This is a genomic window from Streptomyces sp. NPDC088766 (assembly GCF_044750845.1).
GTDB lineage: Bacteria > Actinomycetota > Actinomycetes > Streptomycetales > Streptomycetaceae > Streptomyces.
In genome coordinates this window covers 148,938-173,503 of record NZ_JBIVKQ010000017.1, presented here as the reverse complement: position 1 = coordinate 173,503, position 24,566 = coordinate 148,938, and the positions used below count along the sequence as shown (strand labels likewise).

Sequence of the window (24,566 nt, the reverse complement as noted above, 5' to 3'; positions counted from 1 at the left end):
GGTCACATTCCGAACCCGGAAGCTAAGCCTCACAGCGCCGATGGTACTGCAGGGGGGACCCTGTGGGAGAGTAGGACGCCGCCGAACAATCATTCAAAGGGTTGGGCCCTGAACTTCGGTTCAGGGCCCAACCCTTTTTTGTTCTCCGTCACTTGACGTTCATGTCCCGCGCCCAGCATCCACGGCATGGGTACTGCCGCAATGCTCAGGGCCGCAGGTGTCGGAGCCGGTGACGAGGTCGTCGTGCCGGCGTTCGGGAACGTCGAAGTGGCCGAAGCGGTCGTCCGGTCCGGCGCGCTTCCCGCCTTCGCCGACGTGGACCCGGTCACCTACTGCCTGGACACCCTTGCCGTCGAAGCGGCCATAACTCCGCGGACGGCGGCCGTCGTTGCCGTACACCGGTTCGGCCGGCCGGCCGACGTCGTGCGGCTGCGCGAGGTGGGGCAGCGGTACGGACTGCTGGTGCTGGAGCAGGCGGAGCCCGACGCGCCGTACGACGAGGTGGCGCAGCGACGGGAGCGGGCCGCGTATCTCGACGCGCGGTTGCGCGGGGTACGGACACCCGACGGCGGGGACGGGCACACCTACCAGCAGTACGTGGTGCGGGTGCCGGGGAACGGGCGGCCCGACCGGGACGCGTTCGCACGGGCCCTGCGGGCCAGGGGAGTTGACTGCCGGGTTCCGGTGAGGACCCCGCTGCACCGGCTGTCCGGCCTCCGGCGTCACGTGTCGTTGCCGCAGACCGAGCTGGCTGCCGACGAGACGCTGGCGCTGCCGGTCGACGCCTCGCTGACGAAGCGGGACATGCAGCGGATCGTGTCCGCGTGCAACGCGCTCGGGGGACTGCTTCAACCCGCCTTCTGAGCGAGTTTCGGGGGACTGCTTCAACCCGCCTTCTGAGCGAGTTTGGGAACACGGCTCCGTTCGGGGTATGATCTATTCCGTTGCCGCGGGGGAAACCCCGACAAGTGACTGGCCCCCTTAGCTCAGTCGGCAGAGCGTCTCCATGGTAAGGAGAAGGTCAACGGTTCGATTCCGTTAGGGGGCTCCGCGAAAGAGAAATCCCCTCGCCCTTCCGGGCGGGGGGATTCTTTCGTTCCCGGTCCTTCCTCACGCCACGCGCATCGCGAGGATGGCCATGTCGTCGGACGGGGCGTCCGAAGCGAAACGCTCGACCGCGCGCATGATGCGGGCCGCGACCGCGCCCGCCGTCAGACCCGTGCAGGTGGTGAGCACGTCGGCGAGACCGTCGTCGCCCAGCATGCGGGTGCCCTCACGGCGCTCGGTGACGCCGTCGGTGACACAGAGCAGGACGTCGCCGGGATCGAGGGTGATCGTCTCCTCGTACAGCTCCAGGTCCTCCATGACGCCGAGGAGCGGCTGGGGTTCGGCCGCCGGCTCGACCGTGCCGTCCTGGCGCAGGCGGAGGGGAAGGGGGTGGCCGGCGCAGACCACCTTCAGCTCCGCGCTGCCGTCGGCCTGCGGGCGCATCTCGCCGTAGAGGAGGGTCAGGAAGCGGCTGCGGGCACCCTCGTCGAGGATCGCGGAGTTGAGGCGCTCCAGGACCGCCGGGCCGCTGAGGCCCTCCCTCGCCAGCAGGCGGAGGGCGTGGCGGGCGAGGCCGGTCACCGCGGCCGCGTGCGGGCCGGTGCCGCAGACGTCGCCGATGGCGAAGCCGTAGGCTCCGTCGCTGATCGGGAAGAGGTCGTAGAAGTCGCCGCCGACCTCGTTGCCCTCGCCGGCCGCGCGGTAGATGACCTCTACCTCAACGCCGTCGATGTCGGGGAGTTCCGGGGGCAGGAGGCTGCGCTGGAGCGACTGGCTGATCGCCGTGCGCTCGGAGTAGAGGCGGGCGTTGTCGAGGGCGAGTGCCGCTCTGCGGCTGAGGTCCTCGGCCAGCTCCAGGATCTCCTGGCGGAAGTGCTCGTCGGTCGGCTTGCCCAGGGTCAGCATGCCGATGACGCGGTTGCGGGCGACCAGAGGGAGGACGACGGTCTCGCCGCCCACCGCGGAGGCGGTGGCCAGGGTGGGGCCGATGCCCGAGGACACCTGGTGGGTCGGTCCGCCGGTCAGACCGAGGCTGCGCATCGAACTGCGCAGGGCCGCGTCGTGCGCCGCCTCGCCTGGGGCCGACCAGACGCGGGCGCCCGGAGTGGGCACCGGGTCCGGCGGGGCGATCTTCGAGAGCAGCGACTTGATGCCGTCGATGAGTTCCTCGTCCTCGTGCAGGACGTACGACAGATACGGCTCGGAGGCCTGGTCGGCGATCGTGTAGACCGCGCACCAGGTGGCCAGCGTCGGGACCGTCATCTGCGCCATCAGGGCCAGGGTCTGGTCGCGGTCGAGGGTGCCGGCCAGCAGGTCGGAGGCCTCCACGAGGAAACTGAGGGAGCCGCGGCGCAGCCGCTCCAGCTCGCCCAGGCGGGCCGACTCGACGGCCAGCGCGATGCGGTCCGCGGCGAACTGCAGGCGCAGGGCCTCCTCGTTGGAGTAGCGGCCGGGGCCCTCGGCCGCGACGCCCAGGGAGCCGGTGAGGCGGCCTTCGACCTTCAGGGGGACCGTGACGACCGAGCGCATGCCGGTGCCGTTGAGGAGGGGGACCGCGCCGGGGACGGCGAGGAGGTCCTCGTGGACGGCCGGCATGCGGGCGGAGCCGTACCGGCCGGGTCCGGCCTCGACGGGGACGCGGGCGAAGCGCTGGCGGGCGGAGGGCAGGCCCGTGGAGGCGCGGACCTCCAGCTCCGTCTCGTCGTCGGTCGCGAGCAGGAGGAAGGCGGAGTCGCCGTCGAGCATGTCGCGGGCGCGTTCCACCGTGCGCTGGAGGAGCCCGTCGAGGTCGTCGGGGGCGGGGGAGCCGATGAAGACCTCGAACGGGTCCGTGCTCTGGCCGTCCGCGGGGCCGGTGTCGGTGGCGGGAACGCGCGTCGGGGACTGCAGGACGGCGCGTTCGTGATCGCGGACGAGGAGGCAGACCGTGGAGGGGTCGCCGTCGGTGTCGCGGACGCGCAGGTGGGAGGCGTAGACCGGGATCACGCGGCCGTCGGCGCCGCGGATGCCGTAGCTGCCCTCCCAGCGGGAGAGCCGGAGGGCCTCGACGATGCCGGTGCTGGTGCCGGGGGTGTGCGGCCAGGCCGCGAGGTCGGTGAGGGGCTTGCCGACGACCTGGTCGGCGGGGTAGCCGAAGAGTTCCTCGGCGTCCTCGTTCCAGGCCGAGATGGCGCCGGTGCGGTCGATCTGGACCACTGCGACGCGGACCCGGCTGTCGGCGAGCGGCAGCAGGTCGGCGGGCAGGGCCGGGCCCGCCGAGCGGGTCCCCACCGGGCGGTCGGGCAGGTCGAGCTGGAACCAGACGGTCTTGTGGGTGGGCGTGTAGTCGACGCCCCAGCGGGCGGCGATGGCCGCGCACAGCTGGAGGCCGCGGCCGCCCTCGCGGTCGGGGCTGCCCATGGTGGCCGGGGAACCCTGGAGCGGAATCTCGCGCTCGGGGTAGCGGTCGGCGACCTCGATGCGGACGGCGTCCTCGTGGCGCAGGCACAGCAGGTCCGCGTGGGTTCCCGCGTGGACGACCGCGTTCGTCACCAGTTCGCTCGTCAGGACGACGGCGTCGTCGATGATGTCGGCGAAGCCCCAGCCCTGGAGGGTGTCGCGGACGAATCCGCGGGCGGTCGCGACGGATCGCCCGACGGGCTCGAAACTGGCAGCCGCGCGCGCGGTGATCACAGAACTCCTCGGCCGGTCGTCGACGTGCTTGGCGTGTTCCCGGCCGTCCTGCTCGCGTCGCTGCTGGGGCGGAAGCGCGCTCGTCGGCCGGGGGTCCGGGGGCTGTCCCCCCGGGATCAGTCCGGTGGTCATGTGTGCGGCCGCCCCTCCGATGCCCGCTCGTGCTCGTGCCACCGCCCAGACCGGACGGACCGGCGTGGCTGGACAGCCGCATGCAAGGTTACTTACCTTCCCCGTCCCCGCGGATGCCGGTCAGTTGTGTTTCCACCTCAGGGTGTGCGGACGGTGTGCGAAAGCTGCCGAACTGTTATGGCCGGGTTCGGCGGGGGTGAAACACTGGGCAGGCTTCTTGTGAAGGTCCGGCAGACTGGGTGTCTTGTGTGTTCGCCGGGCAGCAGCCCCTTGGGCCTGCCTGATTACATCGGCAGTACGACGGTCGACCCCTCCGGGAGGGACAACGTGGAGTCTGGCGCAGCGACGCGGGGCACGAAGGCGCGCGCGAAAGGCGGACAGACCCTGAGCGGGCAGCGATCACCCCGAGGCGGGACCACGACGGTGGACACCGCGGCCCTGAACCGGCTGCTGGCCGCCCTGGTCTCGATGCGGGAGGGCAACTTCCGCAAGCGGCTCACGGTGCCCGGCGACGGCGTGATGTCGGAGATCGCGGCCGTCTTCAACGAGGTGGCCGACCGCAATCTGCACCTCACGGGTGAGCTGTCGCGCGTACGGCGCATGGTCGGGCGTGAGGGAAAGCTCACCGAGCGGCTGGAGACGGGGGCCTGCGAGGGTTCCTGGGCGGCCGCCATCGACAACTCGAACGCGCTGGTCGACGACCTCGTGCGGCCGGTCTCCGAGGTCGGGCGGGTGCTGTCGGCGGTCGCCGAGGGCGACCTGTCGCCGCGGATGGAGCTGCGCACGCACACCCCGGAGGGGGCGGGACATCCGCTGCGCGGGGAGTTCCTGAAGGTCGGGCGGACCGTCAACAACCTGGTCGACCAGCTGTCGACGTTCACCGACGAGGTCACGCGCGTGGCCAGTGAGGTGGGCACCGAGGGCAAGCTGGGCGGGCAGGCCCAGGTGCGCGGCATGTCGGGTTCCTGGAAGGACCTGACGGAGTCCGTCAACACGATGGCCGAGCGGCTGACGGCCCAGGTGCGCGACATCGCGCTGGTGACGACGGCGGTGGCCAAGGGCGACCTGTCGCGGAAGGTCACCGTGCACGTCGAGGGCGAGATGCTGGAGCTGAAGAACACCGTCAACACGATGGTGGACCAGCTCTCGGCGTTCTCGTCCGAGGTGACCCGGGTGGCCCGGGAGGTGGGCACCGAGGGCATCCTGGGCGGCCAGGCGCGGGTGTCCGGCGTCGACGGTGTGTGGAAAGAACTCACCGATTCCGTGAACACCATGGCCGGCAACCTCACGGCCCAGGTGCGCGGGATCGCGGAGGTCACCACGGCGGTCGCCAACGGCGATCTGTCGCGCAAGGTGACGGTGCCGGCGCGCGGTGAGGTCGCGCAGCTCGCCGAGACGATCAACCAGATGACGGAGACGCTGCGGATCTTCGCGGACGAGGTCACCCGCGTCGCCAACGAGGTCGGTGCCGCTGGACAGCTGGGCGGTCAGGCGAACGTGCCGGGCGCGGCCGGGACGTGGAAGGACCTCACCGACTCGGTCAACACCGTGTTCCGCAACCTCACGACGCAGGTGCGGGACATCGCCGCGGTCACGACGGCGGTGGCCAACGGCGACCTGTCGCAGAAGGTCACCGTGGACGTGGCCGGCGAGATGCTGGAGCTGAAGAACACCGTCAACGGGATGGTCGACCAGCTGTCGGCCTTCGGTGCCGAGGTCACGCGTGTGGCGCGCGAGATCGGTGTCGAGGGTGAGCTGGGCGGTCAGGCGCAGGTGTCGGGCGCGGCCGGGACGTGGAAGGACCTGACGGACTCCGTCAACACGGCGTTCCGGAATCTCACCGGACAGGTGAGGAACATCGCCCAGGTCACGACGGCGGTGGCCAACGGCGACCTGTCGCAGAAGGTCACCGTGGACGTGTCCGGTGAGATGGCCCAGCTGAAGAACACCGTGAACACGATGGTGGACCAGCTGTCGTCGTTCGCCGACCAGGTGACGCGGATGGCGCGGGACGTGGGCACGGAGGGCCGGCTCGGCGGGCAGGCCCGCGTGGACGGCGTGTCCGGCACGTGGAAGGAGCTCACCGACTCCGTCAACTCGATGGCGGGGAACCTGACGTCGCAGGTGCGCAACATCGCGCAGGTGACGACGGCCGTGGCCCGGGGCGACCTGTCGCAGAAGATCGACGTCGACGCCCGCGGGGAGATCCTCGAGCTGAAGAACACCATCAACACGATGGTCGACCAGCTCTCCGCGTTCGCCGACCAGGTGACCCGGGTGGCGCGCGAGGTGGGCACCGCCGGGCAGCTCGGCGGACAGGCACAGGTGCCGGGCGTCGCCGGTGTGTGGCGTGACCTGACGGACTCGGTGAACGGCATGGCCGGCAACCTCACCGCTCAGGTGCGCAACATCGCGCAGGTCGCCACCGCCGTGGCCCGTGGTGACCTGTCCCAGAAGATCACCGTGGACGCGCGCGGGGAGATCCTGGAGCTGAAGAACACCCTGAACACGATGGTCGACCAGCTGTCGTCGTTCGCCCAGGAGGTCACTCGCGTGGCCCGTGAGGTGGGTACGGAGGGGCAGCTCGGCGGACAGGCCGAGGTGCAGGGTGTCTCCGGCACCTGGAAGGACCTCACCCAGTCCGTGAACTTCATGGCGAACAACCTGACCATCCAGGTGCGCCAGATCGCCGAGGTCACGACCGCGGTCGCCAAGGGCGACCTGTCGAAGAAGATCACCGTCGACGCCAAGGGCGAGATCCTCGAACTCGTCACCACCGTCAACACGATGGTGGACCAGCTGTCGTCGTTCGCCGAGCAGGTGACCCGGGTGGCCCGTGAGGTGGGCACCGAGGGCATCCTGGGCGGTCAGGCGCACGTGCCGGGCGTCACCGGCATCTGGAAGGACCTCAGCGGCAACGTCAACCTGATGGCCAAGAACCTGACCATGCAGGTGCGCAACATCTCCCAGGTCGCGGCGGCCGTCGCCAACGGCGACCTGACGCGGCAGGTGACCATCGAGGCGCGCGGCGAGGTGCAGCAGCTCGCCGACACCTTCAACACCATGGTGAGGACGCTGAGTTCGTTCGCCGAGCAGGTCACCAAGGTGGCCCGTGAGGTGGGCACCGACGGCATCCTGGGCGGTCAGGCGCACGTGCCGGGTGTGGCGGGCACGTGGAAGGACCTCACCGACTCGGTGAACGGCATGGCGTCCAACCTGACCGGTCAGGTGCGCAACATCGCCATGGTCACGACGGCCATCGCCAAGGGCGACCTGACGAAGAAGATCGACATCGACGCGCGCGGGGAGATCCTGGAGCTGAAGACGACCATCAACACGATGGTCGACCAGCTGTCCTCGTTCGCCGAGGAGGTCACCCGGGTCGCCCGTGAGGTGGGCACCGAGGGGCAGCTCGGCGGTCAGGCGCGCGTGCGTGACGTGGACGGCACCTGGCGCGACCTCACCGAGTCGGTGAACGAGATGGCCGGGAACCTGACCCGGCAGGTGCGGGCCATCGCGCGGGTGGCGACCGCGGTGACGCGTGGCGACCTGAACCTGAAGATCGACGTGGACGCCTCCGGTGAGATCCAGGAGCTCCAGGACTACATCAACAAGATGATCGCCAACCTGCGCGACACCACGATCGCCAACAAGGAGCAGGACTGGCTCAAGGGCAACCTCGCCCGCGTGTCCGCGTTGATGCAGGGCCGGCGCGACCTGGAGGACGTGGCCTCGCTGATCATGAGCGAGCTGCCGCCGCTGGTGGCCGCGCAGCACGGCGCGTTCTTCCTGGCGATGCCGACGGCCGACGGCGCCGACGAGCACTACGAGCTGCGGATGCTGGGCTCGTACGGCTACTCGATGGGGTCGATGCCGACCTCGTTCCGGCCGGGTGAGGCGCTGGTGGGCACGGCGGCCGAGGAGAAGCGGACGATCCTCGTCTCCAACGCGCCGAGCGGCTATCTGAAGATCTCCTCGGGGCTCGGGGAGGCGCCTCCGGCGCAGGTGATCGTGCTGCCGGTGCTGTTCGAGGGCAAGGTGCTCGGGGTGATCGAGCTGGCCTCCTTCACGCCGTTCACGCAGATCCAGAAGGACTTCCTCAACCAGCTCGCCGAGATGATCGCGACCAGTGTCAACACCATCTCCGTGAACACCAAGACGGAGCAGCTGCTGAAGCAGTCGCAGGAGCTGACCGAGCAACTGCGTGAGCGGTCGGCGGAGTTGGAGCAGCGGCAGAAGGCCCTCCAGGCGTCCAACGCCGAACTGGAGGAGAAGGCGGAGTTGCTGGCCCGGCAGAACCGGGACATCGAGGTGAAGAACACCGAGATCGAGGAGGCGCGGCAGGTCCTGGAGGAGCGGGCCGAGCAGCTCGCGGTGTCGATGCGCTACAAGAGCGAGTTCCTCGCCAACATGTCGCACGAGCTGCGTACGCCGCTGAACTCGCTGCTGATCCTGGCCAAGCTGCTCGCCGACAACGCCGAGGGGAATCTCTCGCCGAAGCAGGTCGAGTTCGCCGAGACGATCCACGGGGCCGGTTCCGACCTGCTTCAGCTGATCAACGACATTCTCGACCTGTCGAAGGTCGAGGCGGGCAAGATGGACGTCTCCCCGACGCGTATCGCGCTCGTGCAGCTCGTGGACTACGTGGAGGCCACCTTCCGGCCGCTCACCGCGGAGAAGGGCCTGGACCTGTCCGTGCGGGTGTCGCCGGAGCTGCCGGCCACGCTGCACACGGACGAGCAGCGGCTCCTCCAGGTGCTGCGCAACCTGTTGTCCAACGCGGTGAAGTTCACCGACTCCGGCTCGGTGGAGCTGGTCATCCGGCCGGCCGGCACGGACGTGCCGGTGGCGATCCGGGAGCAGTTGCTGGAGGCCGGTTCGCTGGCGGACGCGGACGCGCCGCTGATCGCGTTCTCGGTGACCGACACCGGCATCGGGATCGCGGCCAGCAAGATGCGGGTGATCTTCGAGGCGTTCAAGCAGGCCGACGGGACCACGAGCCGCAAGTACGGCGGCACGGGCCTGGGACTGTCGATCTCGCGGGAGATCGCGCAGCTGCTCGGCGGTGAGATCTACGCCCAGAGCGAGCCGGGGCGCGGCTCGACGTTCACGCTGTATCTGCCGCTGCACCCGAGCGAGCTGCCGCCGCAGGGCTACCAGCAGCTCGTGCCCCAGCTGGAGGCCGGTGACCTGGTGGCGTCCGAGAGCGGGATGCGGGAGCGGTCGGAGCTGTCCGGGCAGCAGATCCAGACGCCGGCCGAGGTGCGGTCGTACCAGGACGCGCAGAACGGTCCGGCGGCGCTGTTCCGGCGCCGGCGCCGCTCGGCGGCCGGGGGCGAGCCGCAGGTCGGGCGGCCCGAGCAGTGGGCGCCCGTGCGGCAGGAGGCGGCGCCGCAGGCGTCCCGGGGCATCCGGTTCGGCGGCGAGAAGGTGCTGATCGTCGACGACGACATCCGTAACGTGTTCGCGCTGACGAGCGTCCTGGAGCAGCACGGGCTGTCGGTGCTGTACGCGGAGAACGGCCGTGAGGGCATCGAGGTCCTGGAGCAGCACGAGGACGTGGCGGTCGTCCTGATGGACATCATGATGCCGGAGATGGACGGGTACGCGACGACCACGGCGATCCGTCGGATGCCGCAGTTCTCCGGTCTGCCGATCATCGCGCTCACCGCGAAGGCGATGAAGGGCGACCGGGAGAAGGCGATCGAGTCGGGTGCGTCCGACTACGTCACCAAGCCGGTGGACCCCGATCATCTGCTGGCGGTGATGGAGCAGTGGATGCGTGCCGAGTGACGGGAACCGTGCGGAAACGCGAGAAGTTGTTGACTCACGGTGTCCGGAGGTGTGTAGAGGGGCGGGATCCGGGGAACCTTCTGGTCTTCCGCCGCGTTCCTGCTACGTGCACAGTGACATCACGGTGACAGGGTGTGGCGACGGTCGGGGTGCGGCTACCATGACCGGCACAAGGAAGGGCGGCGCAAAGGAGTCGTCCCCAGGGGCGGCGCCCGGTGCACTGCCGGGGCGAGGAGGGCGGGCCATGGTGCAGAAGGCCAAGATCCTCCTGGTCGATGACCGGCCGGAGAATCTGCTGGCGCTGGAGGCGATCCTCTCGGCGCTCGATCAGACGCTGGTGCGGGCATCGTCCGGGGAAGAGGCGCTCAAGGCACTGCTGACGGACGACTTCGCGGTCATTCTGCTGGACGTCCAGATGCCGGGAATGGACGGCTTCGAGACGGCCGCGCACATCAAGCGGCGGGAGCGGACCCGGGACATCCCGATCATCTTCCTCACGGCGATCAACCACGGCCCGCACCACACCTTCCGCGGATACGCGGCGGGGGCGGTGGACTACATCTCCAAGCCGTTCGACCCGTGGGTGCTGCGCGCGAAGGTCTCCGTGTTCGTCGAGCTGTACATGAAGAACTGCCAGCTGCGGGAGCAGGCGGCCCTGTTGCGGCTCCAGTTGGAGGGCGGCGCGGGCAAGGCGGCGGACGGTGGCGCCAAGGAGTCGGCCGGTCTGCTGGCCGAGCTGTCCGCGCGGCTCGCGGCCGTCGAGGAGCAGGCCGAGGCCCTGTCCAAGCAGCTCGACGACGAGTCGGCGGACGCGGCGGCGGTGGCCACGGCGGCGCATCTGGAGCGCAAACTCACCGGTCTGCGTCGGGCGCTGGACGCGCTGGAGCCCGGCACCGGAAGCGGCCCGCCCTCCGTGGCGTCGCAGACCTGAGCCGGAACGGGCACGGGCCGTGCCGCAGTTGTGCGTGAGCGGGTGTCAGCCGCGCGGGGGCGCGCGTCAGTTCCGCGCCCCTCCACGAGCGACACGAACGGGTGAAGCAGCGGTCACACGTGTCCCCTGCCGTCTCCCCCGGTAACCTCACACCATGGCCTCACGTCCCTCCGCAGCCAAGAAGCAGCCCGCCAAGAAGGCGGTCGCTCCCGCGAAGGCTCCGGCGAAGAAGGCCGCCGCCAAGAGGGTCCCGGCGAAGAAGGCGCCCGTCCGGAAAGCCGCGGCCAAGAAGTCCGCACCCAAACCGGCCCCCAGTCCCACCGGGGGCGTCTACCGGCTCGTCCGCGCCCTCTGGCTGGGCCTGGCGCACGCCGTCGGCGCGGTCTTCCGCGGCATAGGGAGCGGGGCCAGGAACCTCGACCCCGCCCACCGCAAGGACGGCGTCGCGCTGCTGCTGCTCGGCGTCGCGCTGATCGTCGCCGCGGGCACCTGGGCCGATCTGCGCGGCCCGGTCGGCGACCTCGTCGAGATCCTGGTGACCGGCTCCTTCGGCCGGCTCGACCTGCTCGTGCCGATCCTGCTCGCCGTCATCGCCGTACGGTTCATCCGGCACCCGGAGAAACCCGAGGCCAACGGCCGCATCGTGATCGGTCTGTCGGCGCTGCTCGTCGGCGTGCTCGGGCAGGTCCACATCGCCTGCGGCTCGCCCGCCCGCAGCGCCGGCATGCAGGCGATAAGGGACGCCGGCGGGCTCATCGGCTGGTCCGCCGCGACCCCGCTGACGTACGCCATGGGCGAGGTTCTCGCCGTACCGCTGCTCGTGCTGCTCACCGTCTTCGGGCTGCTGGTGGTCACCGCCACGCCCGTCAACGCCATCCCGCAGCGGCTGCGGCAGCTCGGTGTGCGCCTCGGTGTGGTGCACGAGGCGGCGGCCGAGGAGTACGACGAGTTCGGCGACGACGAGCGGTACGACGAGCAGTGGCGCGAGGCGCTGCCCGCGCGCCCCCGGCGCCGCTCCGGCGCACCGGAGGCGTACGACCCCGAGGGTGCGGAGCAGGAAGCCCTCGGCCGGCGCCGCGGACGGCCCCGGCGCTCGGCCGTGCCGCAGCCCGCGCTGGACCGGCAGATGGACGCCGTCGACATCGCGGCGGCCGCGGCGGCCGATCTCGACGGGGCCGTGCTGCACGGCATGCCGCCCTCCCGGATCGTCGCCGACCTCACCCAGGGCGTGAGCGCCGGCGACCGCGAGCCCACCACGCCGACGCCCGTGCCGGCCCCGGCCGCCCGCCCCCGGCAGGACAAGCTCAAGGCCGGTGTCGTCCCCGACCTGACCAAGGCCGCTCCCGAGACCCCGCGCGAGCTGCCGCCGCGTGCCGAGCAGCTCCAGCTCTCCGGCGACATCACCTACGCGCTGCCCTCGCTCGACCTCCTCACGCGCGGCGGTCCCGGCAAGGTGCGCAGCGCGGCCAACGACGCGGTGGTCGCCTCGCTCACCAACGTCTTCTCGGAGTTCAAGGTCGACGCCGCCGTCACCGGCTTCACCCGCGGCCCGACGGTCACGCGCTACGAGGTCGAACTCGGCCCCGCCGTGAAGGTCGAGCGGATCACCGCCCTGACGAAGAACATCGCCTACGCCGTCGCCAGCCCGGACGTGCGGATCATCTCGCCGATCCCGGGCAAGTCGGCGGTCGGCATCGAGATCCCCAACACCGACCGCGAGATGGTCAACCTGGGCGACGTGCTCCGGCTGGCCGAGTCCGCCGAGGACGACGATCCGATGCTGGTCGCCTTCGGCAAGGACGTCGAGGGCGGCTATGTCATGCACTCGCTGGCGAAGATGCCGCACATACTCGTCGCCGGTGCCACCGGTTCCGGCAAGTCGTCGTGCATCAACTGCCTGATCACCTCGGTCATGATGCGGGCGACCCCCGAGGACGTCCGGATGATCCTGGTCGATCCCAAGCGCGTCGAGCTGACCGCCTACGAGGGCATCCCGCACCTGATCACGCCCATCATCACCAACCCGAAGCGGGCCGCCGAGGCACTCCAGTGGGTCGTGCGCGAGATGGACCTGCGCTACGACGACCTGGCCGCGTACGGCTACCGGCACATCGACGACTTCAACCGCGCGGTGCGGGAGGGGACCGTCAAGGAGCCCGAGGGCAGTGAGCGCGAGCTCCAGCCGTATCCCTACCTGCTGGTGATCGTCGACGAGCTGGCCGACCTGATGATGGTCGCGCCGCGGGACGTCGAGGACTCGATCGTGCGGATCACCCAGCTCGCGCGTGCGGCCGGCATCCACCTGGTGCTGGCCACCCAGCGGCCGTCGGTGGACGTCGTGACCGGCCTGATCAAGGCGAACGTGCCGTCGCGGCTCGCGTTCGCCACCTCCTCGCTCGCCGACTCGCGGGTCATCCTCGACCAGCCGGGGGCCGAGAAGCTGATCGGCAAGGGTGACGGACTGTTCCTGCCGATGGGCGCGAACAAGCCGACGCGCATGCAGGGCGCCTTCGTCACCGAGGCCGAGGTCGCCCTGATCGTGCAGCACTGCAAGGACCAGATGGCGCCCGTCTTCCGGGACGACGTCACCGTCGGCACCAAGCAGAAGAAGGAGATCGACGAGGACATCGGCGACGACCTGGACCTGCTGTGCCAGGCGGCCGAGCTGGTCGTGTCCACCCAGTTCGGGTCGACCTCGATGCTCCAGCGCAAGCTGCGCGTCGGCTTCGCCAAGGCCGGCCGGCTGATGGACCTGATGGAGTCGCGGAACATCGTCGGCCCGAGCGAGGGATCGAAGGCACGTGACGTTCTGGTGAAACCCGACGAGTTGGACGGAGTGCTCGCCGTGATCCGCGGGGAGTCCGAGGGGTAGGGGTTCCCACGTGGGGACGGCGGCTGTTCGTGACTCACCCGTTAGAGAGCGGCGGGCAACCGTTTTCCCTCGTCGTACGTCAAGTTGAGCGAGAACACAGGTACGGTTCCCCCAGGGGAGTCGTACCTGCCCGTCATCGGCGTGTCCGGCCATACCGATGGCGTACAAAGTCCTACCGCCCGGTTGCCCCTCCCTTTCGCACCCCCCCTAGACTGAACCTCCAGCACAGGTGGCTACACGCTCGAAAGGCGCCCCCGTGTCCATCGGCAACTCCCCTGAAGACGAGCGTCCGTTCGAAGACGTTTCCGAGCCAGCCCACCCCTCCATCGGCCGAGCCCTCCAGCAGGCCCGCATCGCGGCCGGGCTCACCGTCGACGACGTCAGTACCGCCACCCGGGTCCGTATCGCCATCGTGCACGCCATCGAAGCGGACGACTTCGCGCCCTGCGGCGGCGACGTCTACGCGCGCGGCCACATCCGGACCCTGGCCAGGGCCGTCCGACTCGACCCCGCCCCGCTGATCGAGCAGTACGACGCCACGCACGGCGGCCGCCCGGCGCCGACCCCGGCGGCACCCATGTTCGAGGCGGAGCGCATCCGTCCCGAACGGCGCGGCCCGAACTGGACCGCGGCCATGGTCGCCGCGATCGTCGCCGTGGTCGGGTTCGTCGGGTTCACCGCCTTCAAGGGCGACGACGGCACCACCGACGTCGCCGACGGCACCACCCCGTCGAGCAGCGCGCCCGCCACCCCGACACCGAAGACCGACAAGCCCGTCGACGAGAAGCCGGAGCCCTCCGACAGCGCCATCGCCGCGGCTCCGCAGGACAAGGTGACCGTCCAGGTCACGGCGACCGACGGCAAGAGCTGGATCTCGGCGAAGGACCACAACGGCCGGCTGCTCTTCGACGGCCTGCTCAAGCAGGGCGAGTCCCAGACCTTCCAGGACAGCGAGAAGGTCAACCTCGTCCTCGGCGACGCCGGCGCGATCCAGCTGTACGTCAACGGCAAGAAGATCGACGACGACTTCCAGCCCGGAGCCGTGGAGCGCCTGACGTACACCAAGGGCGACCCACAGGCTGGGTGAGGCGGACGGCGTCCGGTTCGCACAGGGGTCGGCGGTGATCGCCGGCCCCTTCGGCGTGCCCCTCCGAAGATCGCCAACCCCGTCGACATGGGGTGTCAGCCAGACAAAGTAGTCTTGAGCCCATGCCTGAACGCCGTACCGTCGCACTCGTCACCCTTGGCTGCGCCCGTAACGAGGTGGACTCGGAGGAGCTCGCAGGCCGTTTGGAGGCGGACGGCTGGCAGCTCGTGGAGGACGCCGAGGACGCGGACGTCGCCGTCGTCAACACCTGTGGCTTCGTCGACGCCGCCAAGAAGGACTCCGTCGACGCCCTCCTGGAGGCCAACGACCTCAAGGGTCACGGCAGAACCCAGGCCGTCGTGGCGGTCGGCTGCATGGCCGAGCGCTACGGCAAGGACCTCGCCGAGGCCCTCCCGGAGGCCGACGGCGTCCTCGGATTCGACGACTACGCCGACATCTCCGACCGCCTCCAGACCATCCTCAACGGCGGCATCCACGCCTCCCACACCCCGCGCGACCGGCGCAAGCTGCTGCCGATCAGCCCCGCGCAGCGGCAGGAGTCGGCCGGCTCGGTGGCCCTTCCCGGGCACGCTCCGGCGGACCTTCCCGACGGGCTCGCGCCGGCCTCCGGACCCCGTGCGCCCCTGCGCCGCAGGCTCGACGGCAACCCGGTCGCCTCGGTCAAGCTCGCCTCCGGCTGCGACCGGCGCTGCTCCTTCTGCGCCATCCCGTCCTTCCGCGGCTCCTTCATCTCCCGCCGCCCCAGCGACGTGCTGAACGAGACGCGGTGGCTGGCCGAGCAGGGCGTCAAGGAGATCATGCTGGTCTCCGAGAACAACACCTCCTACGGCAAGGACCTCGGCGACATCCGGCTCTTGGAGTCGCTGCTGCCCGAACTGGCCGAGGTCGACGGCCTCGAGCGGGTGCGGGTCAGCTACCTCCAGCCGGCCGAGATGCGGCCCGGCCTGATCGACGTGCTGACCTCCACGCCGAAGGTCGCCCCCTACTTCGACCTGTCCTTCCAGCACTCCGCGCCCGACGTGCTGCGCGCGATGCGCCGCTTCGGCGACACCGACCGCTTCCTCGAACTGCTCGACACCATCCGGAGCAAGGCGCCCGAGGCCGGTGTGCGCTCCAACTTCATCGTCGGCTTCCCCGGCGAGTCCGAGGCCGACCTGGCCGAGCTGGAGCGGTTCCTGAACCACGCGCGCCTGGACGCCATCGGTGTCTTCGGGTACTCCGACGAGGAGGGCACCGAGGCCGCGACGTACGAGAACAAGCTCCACGAGGACGTCGTCGCCGAGCGGCTCGCGCGGATCTCCCGGCTCGCCGAGGAACTCGTCTCGCAGCGCGCCGAGGAGCGGCTGGGCGAGACCCTGCACGTGCTGGTGGAGTCGGTGGACCCCGTCGACGGCGTGTACGGCCGCGCGGCCCATCAGGCGCCCGAGACGGACGGCCAGGTGCTGCTCACGAGCGGCGAAGGCCTGAGCGTCGGTCGTATGGTCGAGGCGAAGGTGGTCGGTACCGAAGGCGTCGACCTGGTGGCCGAGCCCCTCCAGGGCTCGATCGGGTGTAGTGAGGAGGCGGACAGATGACGGGTGTCCCGGCATCGGCCGCGGGAGGCTCCGCGCGTGCCGAGGGGGCCGCCACGAGCCCCGCCCCCGGTGCTTCCGCCGCCACCGACGTGTCCGCGGCGGCCGCGGAGATGGGCACCGACCTCACCGGCGCCACCCCGGACGAGCAGGGCACCCTCAGGCCCGCGCGGGGCGGGAAGATCGCGGCCGCGGCCGTCAACCAGGCCAGCGTATGGAACGTGGCCAACCTGCTGACGATGCTCCGGCTCCTCCTGGTGCCCGGCTTCGTCGCCCTCATGCTGGCCGACGGCGGGTACGACCCTGCCTGGCGCGCGTTCGCCTGGGCGGCCTTCGCCATCGCCATGATCACCGACCTGTTCGACGGGCATCTGGCGCGGACCTACAACCTCGTCACCGACTTCGGGAAGATCGCCGACCCGATCGCCGACAAGGCGATCATGGGAGCGGCCCTGATCTGCCTCTCCGCCCTCGGCGACCTGCCGTGGTGGGTGACGGGCGTCATCCTCGGCCGGGAACTCGGGATCACCCTGCTGCGTTTTCTCGTCATCCGGTACGGCGTCATCCCGGCGAGCCGGGGCGGCAAGCTGAAGACGCTCACCCAGGGCGTCGCCGTCGGGATGTACATCCTGGCGCTGACGGGCTGGCTGGCCACCCTGCGGTGGTGGGTGATGGCCGCCGCGGTCGTCCTGACCGTGGTGACCGGGCTCGACTACGTGAGACAGGCCATTGTGCTGCGCCGGCAGGGCATCGCCGAGCACCGGGTGGCCTCGGAGGAGACGCGAGCGTGAGTTCCACGGCCACCGACGTGGTGCGACTACTGACGGTGAGGGGTGAGACGCTCGCCGTCGCCGAATCGCTGACGGGTGGCCTGGTCGCGGCGGAGATCACCTCCGTACCCGGGGCGTCCAAGGCATTCCGGGGATCGGTGACGGCGTACGCCACCCCGCTCAAGCACGAGTTGCTCGGCGTGGACGCGGGCCTGCTGGCCGCGCGCGGAGCGGTGGACGCGCAGGTGGCGGCCCAGATGGCAGCCGGTGTGCGCAGGGCGCTGGGCGCCGACTGGGGCGTCGCGACCACCGGAGTCGCCGGCCCGGACGCCCAGGACGGGCAGCCCGTGGGGACGGTCTTCGTCGCGGTGGAGGGTCCCTCGGGGCCCGATTCCGGTTCCGCCTCTGGCGGAAAAGTGGAGGCCCTGCGGTTGAACGGCAGCCGGGCGGAAATTCGTAGAGAGAGTGTACGGAGCGTACTCGCAGTGCTCCTGAGAGAGCTGGCGGGCGAACAGACCGGGAATGAGCGGACACAGGATACGGAACAGAACGGGGGGTTTTGATGTTTGCAGCCCTGAGTGAACACGACATCGCTCCCCGCACGGCCGCGGCGCAAGGCGGTACGGTGGGGCGTGAAGGATGCGGCTACGCGGTCCGAGGAGGGAGCCACCGATGATTCTGCTCCGTCGCCTGCTGGGTGACGTGCTGCGTCGGCAGCGCCAGCGTCAGGGCCGTACTCTGCGCGAAGTCTCCTCGTCCGCCCGAGTCTCACTCGGCTATCTCTCCGAGGTGGAGCGGGGGCAGAAGGAGGCTTCCTCCGAGCTGCTCGCCGCCATCTGCGACGCGCTGGACGTACGGATGTCCGAGCTCATGCGGGAAGTGAGCGACGAACTCGCCCTCGCCGAGCTGGCCCAGTCGGCTGCGGCCACCCCCAGCGGTCCTGTACCGGCGTCGGTTCGCCCGATGCTGGGTTCCGTGTCGGTGACCGGTGTGCCACCGGAGCGGGTGACCATCAAGGCGCCCGCCGAGGCGGTGGACGTGGTCGCCGCGTGACGTGCCCCTGGCCGGGCGCGTCGACCGACGAGCGAGTACGTGTGTGAGAACGGGTGCGAGTACGTGTAGGCGTACGGCAGCCGTGAGGCCCCGGCCGGGGCCTCTCCGGGAGATCCGGAGGGGTGCGGTCGGGGTTTTTGTGTCGGGCGCCCCGAGCCCGTTTGCCGGGTTTCCGGGCTGCCGTCATCGTGGAGGGTCAGGGCGGGAGCCGATCGACCCGGAGGTGCGGATGTACGCCGTGAAGAGCCGTCTGTCCGACGCAGACCCGCCGTGCCTGCCGCGGTTCCCCGACGCCGTGCGCGTGTCCGGTGCTGTCGCGGGCGGCGGGCCGACGGGGGTCTCGGTGGTGGGCCGTAGGTGACGGCCGGGGCGGGACCGATAGTGCGGCGGGGGGCCGTGCTCGGGCTCGGGGCGGTGTGGTGGTGGGCCGTGGTGCGTCTCGCCCTCGCACCCGACGCCGGGGTGCTCGAAGGGGCCGTCGCGGCCGGTGGCTGGGGGCTGAGTCTCCTGCCCGTGCACTGCGTGGCCGAGTCGCGGGCCGCGGGAGCCCTCGCGGCGGGGCGGTGGAGGGGTGCTTGGCGGGGGGAGCGGGTGCGAGCAGGCGGGGGCCGGGGCGAGCTCGAGGGCGGTGCTGGGGCCCCGTGAGCCGGGTTCGCGCGGGGGCGGCCCGGTGGCCGGTGACGGGTGTGCGACGGCGTCAATCCGTGGAGCGGGGGCGGGGGTGGGTGCGGACGCGGCGCGTGGGTGGGGAGCCCGGTGCCGGGACCGGGCCCGACTGGCAGGCGGGGCACCAGTACGTGGGCCGCTCGCGGGAGCCGTCCCCCTGGTCGGCCACGCGGATCGGGGTTCCGCAGCGCAGGCAGGGGCGGCCCGCGCGGCCGTAGGCGAACAGGGCCTGGCCGCTGCGGCCGGTGGTGATGCGGACCGGGCGGTCACGGTTGGCCTCGAGGAGCTTCTTCGCGAAGATCGGCAGCGCGGCGGTGCGGTCCGCGGGAAGCGCGCCCACGGGGAGCCAGGGGGTGACCCCCAGGAGGAAGCAGAGTTCGCTCTTGTAGACATTGCCGATGCCGGCGAGGTTGCGCTGGTCGAGGAGGGCCTCGCCGAGGGCTCGGGCCGGGTCGGCGAGGAGGTTGGCGAGTGCCTGGTCGGGATCCCAGTCGGGGCCGAGCAGGTCGGGCCCGAGGTGGCCGACCACGCGCTCTTCGTCGGGCGTACGCAGCAGTTCGAGCACGGGAAGGCGGTAGCCGACGGCCGTGCGGTCGTGTGTGCCGAGGACGGCGCGGATCTGGTGGGCCGGCCCACCGCTCCAGCGCTGACCGTTCGCGAACACTTTCCAGGCCCCCTCCATCCGCAGGTGCGAATGGAGGGTGAAACCGCCCTCGACACGGGTGAGGAGGTGCTTGCCGCGCGGGGTGACGTCCAGGACGACGCGACCGGTGAGGTCGGCGGTGGCGTACTTGGGCACGCGCAGGTCGGAGCGGGTCAGCACCTTGCCCGCGAGGGCGCCGTGCAGCCGGCTCGCGGCCTGCCAGACCGTGTCACCTTCAGGCATGGGTCAAGGGTGGCACGACGGGAGCGGGCCCCGCAGCCGTCCGGTGGCTTGTCATGCTCGCAATCTCAGGCCGCGCGGGGTCGCGATGAAGCCCGCCCCTTCCAGGAGGGCGCCGAGGGGGGAGGTAAGGGCCGAGGCGCCGTTGACGCGCTCCACCGTGACCGTGCCGAGCGATCCCGCACGGGCGGCCGCGGCGAGGGACTCCGCCGCCGCGGACAGCCGGGGGTCGTCGGCGGGCGAGTCGGCGTGATCCGGAGCGGCGGGCCAGGCCAGCAGGGTCTTGCCGCCGCGCTCCATGTAGAGCGTCAGTTCGCCGTCCACGAGCACCACGAGGGAGCCTGCCTTGCGGCCCGGCTTGTGTCCGGCGCCGGTCGGCGGCTCGGGCCAGGGCAGGGCGGCGCCGTACGCGTTCGCCGGGTCGGCAGCGGCGAGGACGACGGCGTGGGAGGCGGGTGACGGGGTGCGCGGGTGCCGGCCGGCGAAGCCGGACGCGTACGGGGACCCGCTGCCGCCCCGGAGGCCACCGGCACCGGGGTTCGGGACGTCGCGCGGTGAGACCCACTCGCCCGGAGCCGGCGGGGAGCCGGCGGTGCCGCCGAGGCCGGGGAAGTCCCAGTCGATGTCGGCCGGGGGGAATCCGCCGGGGGCGGCGAAGAGGTCGTCGGCGCCGGGCCCGGCGTGTGCGCCGTCCGGCTCCTCACCGCCGTCGGTCCCGGCGGGCCGGTCCGGGCCGGTCAGGGTGGGGAAGGCGGTACCGGTACCCCATGTGCCCCGGGCGCCGGTCGGGCCCGGCGACGGCTCGCCGCGGTCACGGGCGTTGGCCACCGCGCGGACGCGGTCCACGGCGCCGTCCATCGCGAACTGCGCGGCGCCGAGCCCCTCCACGACGTAGCCGCGCCGGGCCTGGCCGCTGTCCTCGAAGGCGGACAGGATGCGGTACGTCGCCGAGAAGCCGCCCTCCACGCCCTCGGCCGCGACCGCGCCCCGGGTCACCACGCCGTGCCGGTCGAGGAGCGTACGGGCGAGGGCGTGGGCGCGGACGGTGGGGTCGGGTTCGTGGGCCGGCAGGAGTGACCAGCGGCCGGCTACGGTCGGGGGGCCGCCGCGGGACGCGGAGCGGGCGGCGGTGAGGGAGCCGTACCGCCCCCGGGGTACCGCGCGCTTGGCGCGGTGGGCGGTGGAGCCGGCCGTACGGCCCGAGCCCAGCAGGGCGCGCATCGGCGCCAGCGTGTCGTTGGTGAGGCGGCCGGACCACGCCAGGTCCCAGACGACGTCGGCCAGTTGGGGGTCGGTGGCCTCGGGGTGGGTGGTGGCACGGACCTGGTCGGCGATCTGGCGGAAGAACAGCCCGTAGCCCCCGGCGAGGGCGTCCAGGACGGACTGGTGCAGTGCCGTCAGCTCCAGGGGGTGCGGCGGGGCCAGGAGCAGCGGCGCCGCGTCCGCCAGGTACAGGGACACCCAGCCGTCCTTGCCGGGCAGGGCGCCGGCGCCGGCCCAGAGGACCTCTCCCGTGGCGGTGAGTTCGTCGAGCATCGCCGACGCGTAGCCCCGGACGCGGGACGGGAGGACGAGCTTCTCCAGGGCGGAGGCGGGCACGGAGGCGCCCTGGAGTTGCTCGATCGCCCGCACCAGGCCGTCGATGCCGCGCAGGGAATGGCCCGCGCCGATGTGCTGCCACTGGGGCAGGAACTGGGCGAGCGCGGCGGGCGGGACCGGTTCGAGCTCCTGCCGCAGGGCGGCCAGGGAGCGGCGGCGCAGCCTGCGCAGGACGGTCGCGTCGCACCACTCCTGGCCGATGCCGGCCGGGTGGAACTCGCCCTGGACGACGCGGCCGCCCGCCGCGAGCCGCTGGAGGGCGCCCTCGGTGACCGCGACGCCCAGGCCGAAGCGGGCGGCGGCGCCGGCCGAGGTGAACGGGCCGTGGGTGCGGGCGTGGCGGGCGAGGAGGTCGCCGAGCGGGTCCTTGACCGGTTCGGTGAAGGCCTCCGGCACACCGACGGGCAGTGCCGTGCCCAGGGCGTCGCGCAGGCGGCCCGCGTCCTCGACGGCCGCCCAGTGGTCCGTGCCGGCGATACGGACCCTGATGGCGCGGCGGGCCGCGGCCAGCTCGTGGGCCCAGTGCGGCTCGGCGCCCCGTTCGGCCAGTTCCGCGTCGGTGAGCGGGCCGAGCACGCGCAGGATGTCCGCGACACCCTCGACGTCCTTCACCCGGCGGTCCTCGGTCAGCCACTGGAGTTCCCGCTCCAGTTCGGTGAGCACCTCGGCGTCGAGCAGTTCGCGCAGCTCCGCCTGGCCGAGCAGCTCGGCCAGCAGCCGTGAGTCCAGCGACAGGGCGGCGGCGCGGCGTTCGGCGAGCGGGGAGTCGCCCTCGTAGAGGAACTGGGCGACGTAGCCGAACAGGAGGGAGCGTGCGAAGGGGGACGGCTCCGGAGTGGTGACCTCGACCAGACGCACCCTGCGGGACTCCAGGTCGCCCATCAACTCGACGAGTCCGGGGACGTCGAAGACGTCCTGGAGGCACTCGCGGACCGCTTCCAGGACGATCGGGAACGAGCCGAACTCGCTCGCCACCTGGAGCAGTTGGGAGGCTCGCTGGCGCTGCTGCCACAGCGGGGTGCGCTTACCGGGGTTGCGGCGCGGCAGCAGCAGCGCGCGCGCTGCGCACTCCCGGAAGCGGGCCGCGAACAGGGCCGAGCCGCCCACCTGGTCGGTGACGACCTGGTCGACCTCGCCCTTGTCGAGGACGACGTCCGCCGCGCCGATCGGGGCCCGCTCGGCGTCGTACTCCGTCCCGGCCTTCGGGGGCGGCTGGTCGATCAGGTCCAGGCCCATGAGGTCGGCGTCGGGCAGCCGCAGGACGATGCCGTCGTCGGCGTGCATCACCTGGGCGTCCATGCCGTACCGCTCGGACAGCCTGGCGCCGAGGGCGAGCGCCCAGGGGGCGTGCACCTGGGCGCCGAAGGGGGAGTGCACGACGACCCGCCAGTCGCCCAGCTCGTCGCGGAAACGCTCCACGACGATGGTGCGGTCGTCGGGGACGTGGCCGCAGGCCTGGCGCTGTTCGTCCAGGTAGGACAGGACGTTGTCGGCGGCCCAGGCGTCCAGGCCGGCGGTGAGCAGGCGCAGCCGGGCGTCGTCCTTGGGCAGCGAGCCGACCTCGCGCAGGAACGCGCCGACGGCACGGCCCAGTTCCAGCGGGCGGCCCAGCTGGTCGCCCTTCCAGAACGGCAGGCGGCCCGGCACACCCGGAGCGGGCGAGACCAGGACGCGGTCGCGGGTGATGTCCTCGATGCGCCAGGAACTGGTGCCCAGGGTGAAGACGTCACCGACGCGGGACTCGTAGACCATCTCCTCGTCCAGCTCGCCGACCCGGCCGCCGCCCTTCTTGGGGTCGGCACCCGCGAGGAACACGCCGAACAGGCCGCGGTCCGGGATGGTGCCGCCGGAGGTCACGGCGAGCCGCTGGGCGCCGGGGCGGCCGGTGATCGTGCCGGCCACGCGGTCCCACACCACGCGTGGGCGCAGCTCGGCGAAGGCGTCGGACGGGTACCGGCCGGCGAGCATGTCCAGGACCGCCGTGAAGGCCGATTCGGGGAGGGAGGCGAAGGGCGCGGCGCGGCGGACCAGCGCGAGCAGGTCGTCCAGCTGCCAGGTGTCCATCGCGGTCATCGCGACGAGCTGCTGGGCCAGCACGTCCAGCGGGTTCGCCGGGATCCTCAGGGACTCGATGGAGCCCGTGCGCATGCGCTCGGTGACCACCGCGGCCTGGACGAGGTCGCCCCGGTACTTCGGGAAGACCACACCGGTGGAGACCGCTCCGACCTGGTGGCCCGCGCGGCCCACGCGCTGGAGTCCGGAGGCCACCGAGGGCGGGGACTCGACCTGGACGACCAGGTCGACCGCGCCCATGTCGATGCCCAGCTCCAGACTGGAGGTGGCGACCACCGCGGGCAGGCGGCCGGCCTTGAGGTCCTCCTCCACCAGGGCGCGCTGCTCCTTGGAGACCGAGCCGTGGTGGGCGCGCGCGATGACCGCTGGGGCGCCCTGGGCCGCCCCCGAGCCGCCCATCAGGTCGGCCGGGGCGTGGTGCTCGTCGAGGGTCTCTCCGGTGGCCCGCTCGTAGGCGATCTCGTTGAGCCGGTTGCACAGGCGCTCCGCCAGGCGGCGGGAGTTCGCGAACACGATCGTGGAGCGGTGGGCCTGGACCAGGTCGGTGATGCGCTCCTCGACGTGCGGCCAGATCGACGGGCGCTCCGCGCCCTCGGAGCCGTCGGCGACCGGGGAGCCGCCCAGCTCGCCCAGGTCCTCCACCGGGACGACCACCGAGAGGTCGAACTCCTTGCCCGACTCGGGCTGCACGATCTCGACCTTGCGGCGCGGGGAGAGATAGCGGGCGACCTCGTCGACCGGACGGACCGTGGCCGAGAGGCCGATACGGCGGGCCGGCCTCGGCAGGAGCTCGTCGAGGCGCTCCAGGGAGAGGGCGAGGTGGGCGCCGCGCTTGGTGCTCGCCACGGCGTGGACCTCGTCGAGGATCACCGTCTCGATGTTGGTCAGCGCGTCGCGGGTGGCCGACGTCAGCATCAGGAACAGGGACTCCGGGGTGGTGATCAGGATGTCCGGAGGGCGCGTGGAGAGAGCGCGGCGCTCGGCGGGCGGCGTGTCACCCGAGCGGATGCCGACCTTGACCTCGGGCTCGGGCAGGCCCAGGCGTACGGACTCCTGGCGGATGCCGGTGAGAGGGCTGCGCAGGTTGCGCTCGACGTCGACAGCGAGGGCCTTGAGCGGTGACACGTACAGCACGCGGCAGCGCTTCCTCGGGTCGGCCGGCGGGGGCTTCGAGGCCAGCTGGTCCAGGGCCGCCAGGAACGCGGCCAGGGTCTTGCCGGAGCCGGTCGGGGCCACCACCAGCACGTCCGAGCCCTCGCCGATGGCCTGCCACGCGCCCGCCTGGGCCGCGGTGGGCGCGGAGAACGCCCCCGTGAACCAGGCGCGGGTCGCGGGGGAGAAGCCGTCCAGGGCTCGGTGTGTTTTGCCGACCATGCGTCCATCCTGCACCCGCGT

At 71.7% G+C, this 24,566-nt stretch carries 13 protein-coding genes, 1 tRNA gene and 1 rRNA gene; 12 read left to right on the top strand and 3 right to left on the bottom strand.

What is annotated here, in order from left to right:
• The 3 genes from rrf to ACIP5W_RS23690 all read left to right on the top strand — a co-directional run.
• Positions 1 to 87 (top strand): 5S ribosomal RNA (gene rrf / locus ACIP5W_RS23700); the annotation flags it as partial.
• Positions 88 to 201: 114 nt separating this feature from the next.
• Positions 202 to 864: a DegT/DnrJ/EryC1/StrS family aminotransferase gene (locus ACIP5W_RS23695; RefSeq protein WP_401476929.1), complete on the top strand. Its 663-nt coding sequence runs from the start codon at positions 202 to 204 to the stop codon at positions 862 to 864.
• Between the two features lie 111 nt (positions 865 to 975).
• Positions 976 to 1,048, top strand: a tRNA-Thr gene (locus ACIP5W_RS23690).
• Between the two features lie 62 nt (positions 1,049 to 1,110).
• On the opposite strand, the gene ACIP5W_RS23685 is transcribed toward ACIP5W_RS23690, so the two are convergent.
• On the bottom strand, positions 1,111 to 3,852 hold the full coding sequence (locus ACIP5W_RS23685; protein WP_401476907.1) for a SpoIIE family protein phosphatase: 2,742 nt from the start codon (positions 3,850 to 3,852) through the stop codon (positions 1,111 to 1,113).
• A gap of 327 nt (positions 3,853 to 4,179) precedes the next feature.
• Between ACIP5W_RS23685 and ACIP5W_RS23680 the strand changes: the two genes are divergently transcribed.
• The 9 genes from ACIP5W_RS23680 to ACIP5W_RS23640 all read left to right on the top strand — a co-directional run bounded on the left by ACIP5W_RS23680 (position 4,180) and on the right by ACIP5W_RS23640 (position 18,595).
• Positions 4,180 to 9,645: a HAMP domain-containing protein gene (locus tag ACIP5W_RS23680; protein WP_401476904.1), complete on the top strand. Its 5,466-nt coding sequence runs from the start codon at positions 4,180 to 4,182 to the stop codon at positions 9,643 to 9,645.
• 244 nt (positions 9,646 to 9,889) lie between these two features.
• The gene (locus ACIP5W_RS23675) at positions 9,890 to 10,576 is read left to right on the top strand and encodes a two-component system response regulator (RefSeq protein WP_401476901.1); all 687 of its coding nucleotides are present in this window, start codon (positions 9,890 to 9,892) and stop codon (positions 10,574 to 10,576) included.
• A 154-nt stretch (positions 10,577 to 10,730) separates the two neighbouring features.
• Positions 10,731 to 13,448: a DNA translocase FtsK gene (locus tag ACIP5W_RS23670; protein ID WP_401476898.1), complete on the top strand. Its 2,718-nt coding sequence runs from the start codon at positions 10,731 to 10,733 to the stop codon at positions 13,446 to 13,448.
• Positions 13,449 to 13,704: 256 nt separating this feature from the next.
• Positions 13,705 to 14,535 (top strand): helix-turn-helix domain-containing protein, encoded by an 831-nt coding sequence (locus tag ACIP5W_RS23665; RefSeq protein WP_401476895.1) that lies wholly within the window; start codon positions 13,705 to 13,707, stop codon positions 14,533 to 14,535.
• A 122-nt stretch (positions 14,536 to 14,657) separates the two neighbouring features.
• Positions 14,658 to 16,130, top strand: coding sequence for a 30S ribosomal protein S12 methylthiotransferase RimO (rimO, locus tag ACIP5W_RS23660; RefSeq protein WP_401476892.1), 1,473 nt, complete (start codon positions 14,658 to 14,660; stop codon positions 16,128 to 16,130).
• On the top strand, positions 16,127 to 16,918 hold the full coding sequence (gene pgsA, locus ACIP5W_RS23655) for a CDP-diacylglycerol--glycerol-3-phosphate 3-phosphatidyltransferase (protein ID WP_401476889.1): 792 nt from the start codon (positions 16,127 to 16,129) through the stop codon (positions 16,916 to 16,918). The genes rimO and pgsA overlap by 4 nt, the downstream gene beginning before the upstream one ends.
• Entirely contained in the window at positions 16,915 to 17,460 is a 546-nt protein-coding gene (locus tag ACIP5W_RS23650) for a CinA family protein (RefSeq protein ID WP_401476886.1), read from the top strand. Before pgsA ends, ACIP5W_RS23650 begins: the two co-directional genes overlap by 4 nt.
• A gap of 109 nt (positions 17,461 to 17,569) precedes the next feature.
• Positions 17,570 to 17,950 carry a helix-turn-helix domain-containing protein gene (locus tag ACIP5W_RS23645; RefSeq protein ID WP_073497352.1) on the top strand — a complete coding sequence of 127 codons (381 nt, stop codon included), beginning with the start codon at positions 17,570 to 17,572 and terminating at the stop codon, positions 17,948 to 17,950.
• A gap of 357 nt (positions 17,951 to 18,307) precedes the next feature.
• Complete coding sequence (locus tag ACIP5W_RS23640; protein ID WP_401476883.1) at positions 18,308 to 18,595, top strand: hypothetical protein; 288 nt, start codon at positions 18,308 to 18,310, stop codon at positions 18,593 to 18,595.
• 52 nt (positions 18,596 to 18,647) lie between these two features.
• Here the strand turns inward: ACIP5W_RS23640 and ACIP5W_RS23635 are convergent, their stop codons facing one another.
• Positions 18,648 to 19,502 carry an Fpg/Nei family DNA glycosylase gene (locus ACIP5W_RS23635; RefSeq protein ID WP_401476880.1) on the bottom strand — a complete coding sequence of 285 codons (855 nt, stop codon included), beginning with the start codon at positions 19,500 to 19,502 and terminating at the stop codon, positions 18,648 to 18,650.
• A gap of 51 nt (positions 19,503 to 19,553) precedes the next feature.
• Positions 19,554 to 24,545, bottom strand: a complete 4,992-nt coding sequence (locus ACIP5W_RS23630) for an ATP-dependent helicase (RefSeq protein ID WP_401476877.1) — start codon at positions 24,543 to 24,545, stop codon at positions 19,554 to 19,556.
• Positions 24,546 to 24,566: the final 21 nt, after the last annotated feature.